The following is a 4,690-nucleotide window of genomic DNA, read 5'->3' on the forward strand; positions in this document are numbered from 1 at the left end:
TGTGCACTTGCGTCTGCAGGCCTCCACCGCGCCTCCCGCGAGCAGGATCTCCACGAGGAAGTCCGGCAACACCGTACCCTGGCCGCGCCACGAGGTGGTCAGGTTCTCGACCACCCCGGTCGCGGGGTCATACCGCACGACGTCTCCATCGCTCACGCCGGTGGAGACGTTGGGGCATTCCACCGCCACCAGGCCGAGGTTGATGGCGTTGCGGAAGAATATGCGCGCGAAGGACTCGGCGATGATCGCCCGGATGCCGGCGGCCTTGATCAGGGCGGGGGCGGTTTCCCGGCTGGAGCCACAGCCGAAATTGCGACCTCCCACGATCACGTCCCCGGGCTGTACCCTGTTGTTGAAGCCGGGGGCAATGGCTTCGAACAGGTGGGGGAGCATGTCCGCTAGCTCGGTCGAGATCATGTGCTTGCCGGAAATGATCACGTCTGTATCTATGTTGTCACCGAAGCAATGCGCTCGGCCCACGATGGGCGGAAGTGTCGTGTCCATAACCCAGCCTCCTCAATCCCGGCGACGACGGCGCAAGCCGTCTTACCGGCCCGGGGTCGTGTCAGAAAAGGGTGCGCGGATCGGCGAGGTGGCCGGCCACAGCCGAAGCCGCGGCCGTGTACGGGGACGCCAGGTAGATGCTCGCCCGGTCGCTCCCCATGCGCCCCACGAAGTTACGGGTGCCGGTGGATACGCATACTTCGTCTGCCGCCAGCAGGCCGAAGTGGCCTCCGAAGCACGGTCCGCAGGTGGGCGGGCCGATTACCGCTCCCGCATCTATGAGGGTGTCCAGTATGCCCTCGTGGCTCATCTGGCGCATTACCTCGTAGGAGGCGGGTACCACGATCAGCCGCGTGTGCGGGTTAACCTTTCGCCCCCTGAGGAGCCTGGCGGCGGCCCTCATGTCTTCCAGCCGCCCGTTGGCGCACCCTCCTATGAACACCTGGTCCACGCGCACCGGCTCGACCTCCGCCACCGGCCGCACCCTGTCCGGCGAGGGCGGAAGTGCCACCATAGGCACCAGCGCGCCGAGGTCGAGCCCAATCCGGCGGCGGTAGACGGCGTCCGGGTCGGGTGCCAGCTCCCCGGCGTCCGGGGTGGCAGGGCGGTTGTGGCGGGCCAGGAACTCGACCGTTGCCCCGTCCGGCGGCATGAGCGCCACTTTGGCCCCCATTTCCGCGGCCAGGTTACACAGGGTGAACCGGGCCGACATGTGGAGTGCGTCCAGGGAGCCGCCGAACTCGCAGGCCATGTACGCGGCTCCGTCCGCGCCCAGCAGCCCCAGCAGAGCGAGGGCCGCGTCGGCGGCTGAGATGCCGTCCCCGAACCTCCCCGAGACGTCTATGCGTATGGTCTCGGGTACCTTGAACCAGGTTCGGCCGGTGACCAGAGCGACCGCCACGTCGGTGAAGCCCAGTCCGGCCGCAAAGCTGGCCAATGCACCGTAGGTGGTGGTGTGGCTGTCGCTGCCCACGATGATTTCCCGTGGCCTGGCGTACTCTTCCACCATTACCTGGTGACAGATCCCGCGGCGCATGTCGTGGAAATGGGTAATGGAGAAGCGTTCCACGAATTGACGGCACATCTGGTGCATTTCCGCCGCCTTCACGTCCGGCGGGGGGGCCAGGTGGTCGAGCAGTGCTACTACCTTCTCCGGATGAGCCAGCGTGTCGGCGCCGATCTGCTGCACCGCTTTGGCCACGCCCCAGGCGATGCCCTCGTGGATCATGATCCAGTCCAGCGGCACGTCCACGATCGCGCCCGCCCTGAGCCGGGCTTCACCGCTAGCCCGCGCCAGCAGCTTCTCTGCCATGGTTTGTCCTGCCAACGCTCGCTGATACCTCCCCTCAGGGATTGCTGCGGGGTGCTCCCCACAATGCCCTCCGTATGGCGCCGCATACGACGGCCGTAGTGCTGCGCCCTCCCAGGTCGGTCGTGAGCAGGGTACCCGTACGCATGACCTCGCGCAGGGCTGTCAGCAGGGCCCGGGAGGCCTCCAGCATGGTCTCTTCCCCGCACCGCCTGCCCAGCCACTCCAGGAGCATCGCCAGGCACCTGTGGATGGCCACCGGGTTGGCTGTGCCCTTGCCCTTCTGTGCCGGTAGCGGCCCGTGAAGTGGCTCAAACAGCGCCCGCTCGTCCCCAAAAGTACCGGAGCACGCCACCCCGGCTCCGCCTTCGAGGAAGGCCAGCATGTCGGCCAGGATATCCCCAAAGGCGTTGGAGGTGACGCATACGGAGTAAGCCCAGGGCTGCCGGAGCACGTCGAGGGCAAAGTTATCCACATAAGCGAACTTGAGGCCCAGGTGCGGGAATTCCTCCGCTACGCGGCGCACGGTGGCACGGAAGAGCCGGCAACCCTCGAGCACGTTACTCTTGTCCACGCACGTCACTTCTCGCGCGTGCTCTCCCTCGAGAGCCGCGGCGAGGCGGAAGGCGAACCTGGCTATGCGTTCGACGGCCGCCGAGCTCACCACGCGCAGGTCCATCGCCAGTTCGCCACCCCCGGGATGTGCCAGCCTGCCGCCTATACGGCTGTACAGCCCTTCCGTCATTTCGCGGACCAGATGCAGCTTCACCCGGCCGGGGGGATGGGGCAGGCCGGGTACTCGCTCCCATGCTTCCACCGGGCGCACGTTGGCGTACAGGCCCAGGGCGCGGCGGAGCTGGAAGACGAGTTTCACCCCGGCCAGGTCTCCGGAAGGGGAAAGGACTCCCGGCAGGCCGACGCCGCCGAAGAGGATGGCGTCTGCCGCCTGGCAGTCGTCCCACGCTTCCGGGGGGTATTCTTCGCCGTGCTCCTGCCAGTACTGGGCACCACAGGGGTGAACCGCCACCTGGCACGAAAACCCGTACAGGGCGCACAGGGTCTCCAGCGTTTCCAGGGCCTGGTCGCACAGTTCCGGCCCCATGCCGTCGCCCCGGAGCACCACCACTCGCGGGTGGCTCAACTCCATTACCTCCTCCCCAGGTAGGCCTTGATGATACTGTCGTCACGCAGGAGCTCGGGGACGGGCCCGTGGAGGACGACCCGGCCGGTTTCCATCACATAGGCGCGTTCCGCCACGGCCAAGGCAAGGGAGGCGTTTTGCTCCACGAGCAGGACCGTCACCCCCGCCCGGTTGACGTCCCTGATCCGGTTCATGATCTCCTCCCGGACGACGGGGGCCAAACCCATGGTCGGTTCGTCCATCATGAGGAGGCGTGGCCGCGACATCAGGGCGCGCCCTATGGCCAGCATCTGCTGTTCGCCTCCGCTGAGGGTTCCGCCCAGCTGCGTCTGCCTTTCGTGCAGGCGGGGGAAGAAGGAGAAGACGAAGTCCATGTCTTTCTTGATCCCTTCCCGGTCCCGGCGCGCCCACGCCCCCATCAGGAGGTTCTCCTTGACCGTCAGGGCGGGGAATATCCGGCGCCCCTCGGGGACGAGGGCTATTCCCAGCCGCAGCATGTGGTGGGGGGCGAGGCCGTTTATCCGCTTCCCTTCGAACAGCACCTCTCCCTGGGCCACGCGCACGAGTCCCATGATGGCCTTCAGCGTGGTGGACTTGCCGGCGCCGTTGGGTCCGACGAGGCACACGATTTCTCCCGGGCCCACTTGGAGATCCACGCCGTACAATGCCCGCGTTTGTCCGTAATACGCAGAAACACCCTGCACGCTAAGCAACGCCCATCCCTCTCCCGAGGTAGCATTCGATCACCTGGGGGTCGCGCTGTACGTCATCCGGGGCGCCCTCGGCGATCTTCCTGCCGTGGCTGAGCACCACGACACGGTCGCAGACTCCCATGACGAGGCCCATGTTATGCTCCACGAGCAGCACCGTCGTCCCCGACTCCCGTATCCGCCGGATGAGCCAGCCCATTTCCTCGATCTCGCTGGGGTTCATGCCCGCCGCGGGCTCGTCGAGGAGGAGGAGTTTGGGGTGGCCTGCCAGCGCGCGCGCGATTTCCACCAGCCGTTGCTGGCCGTAGGAAAGGTGGACCGCCATGCGGCCTTCGTGCCCATCCATGCCCACCACGCGCATGCTCTCGCGGGCCCTCTCCGCCATGGTGGACTCACCCCGGCGGTAGACCTGCGTGCCCAGTAGGACCGAGGGCAGGGTGGGACGCCTGCTGCTCAGGGCGGCTCCCACCATCACCGTTTCCAGCACGGTCATGGTGCGGAACAGTCCTATCTGCTGGAAAGTACGCGCGATCCCGACCCGGGCCACGCGGTAGGACGGCCACCCGGTGATGTTGCGCCCCTGGAAGTGGATCGTGCCCGACGACGGGGCCAGGGCGCCCGATATCATGTTGATGGTGGTCGTCTTGCCGGAACCGTTGGGGCCGATCAGGCCCACGATTTCCCCCTCATTTACCGTGAGGTGCAGTCCATCAACGGCGACGAGCCCACCGAAACGCTTAGTTACCTTTTCCAGTACCAGTTGGCTCATCTGTGCCCCTCCTGGAGCGAAGGCGGATTGACAAGCGGCCCACGACATCCACGATGCCGCCGGGCATGAACATCATGGCCAGCACTAAGAGAAGGCCGTGGAATAGCATCTTGAAATCCTGGAGGAAGCTGAGGAGGTCCGGGAGCACGGTCAGCACGGTTGCACCCACCAGGGGACCCCATATCGTGCCCTTGCCGCCCACCACCACCATGGACAGGAAGGCTACCGATTCGCCAAACGTAAACGCGTCCGGGGAC

6 protein-coding genes are annotated in these 4,690 nt (G+C 66.3%); all 6 read right to left on the reverse strand.

The genetic code is table 11. The features are described from left to right. On the reverse strand, positions 1-504 hold a 504-nt coding region (gene leuD, locus AB1609_15915; GenBank protein MEW6047939.1), incomplete at its 3' end, for a 3-isopropylmalate dehydratase small subunit. A 61-nt stretch (positions 505-565) separates the two neighbouring features. Continuing rightward, on the reverse strand, positions 566-1,831 hold the full coding sequence (locus AB1609_15920) for an aconitase/3-isopropylmalate dehydratase large subunit family protein (GenBank protein MEW6047940.1): 1,266 nt from the start codon (positions 1,829-1,831) through the stop codon (positions 566-568). Positions 1,832-1,850: 19 nt separating this feature from the next. Beyond that, positions 1,851-2,954, reverse strand: a complete 1,104-nt coding sequence (locus AB1609_15925) for an isocitrate/isopropylmalate family dehydrogenase (GenBank protein ID MEW6047941.1) — start codon at positions 2,952-2,954, stop codon at positions 1,851-1,853. A 5-nt stretch (positions 2,955-2,959) separates the two neighbouring features. Then, complete coding sequence (locus AB1609_15930; GenBank protein ID MEW6047942.1) at positions 2,960-3,667, reverse strand: ABC transporter ATP-binding protein; 708 nt, start codon at positions 3,665-3,667, stop codon at positions 2,960-2,962. Then, a complete protein-coding gene (locus tag AB1609_15935) occupies positions 3,660-4,433 on the reverse strand; it encodes an ABC transporter ATP-binding protein (GenBank protein ID MEW6047943.1) in 774 nt (257 codons plus the stop codon). Before AB1609_15935 ends, AB1609_15930 begins: the two co-directional genes overlap by 8 nt. After that, positions 4,402-4,690, reverse strand: a 289-nt coding sequence (locus tag AB1609_15940) for a hypothetical protein (GenBank protein ID MEW6047944.1), incomplete at its 5' end; no start/stop codon positions are given. The genes AB1609_15935 and AB1609_15940, both read right to left, overlap by 32 nt.

This window comes from Bacillota bacterium, from assembly GCA_040754675.1.
Classification (GTDB): domain Bacteria; phylum Bacillota; class Limnochordia; order Limnochordales; family Geochordaceae; genus Geochorda.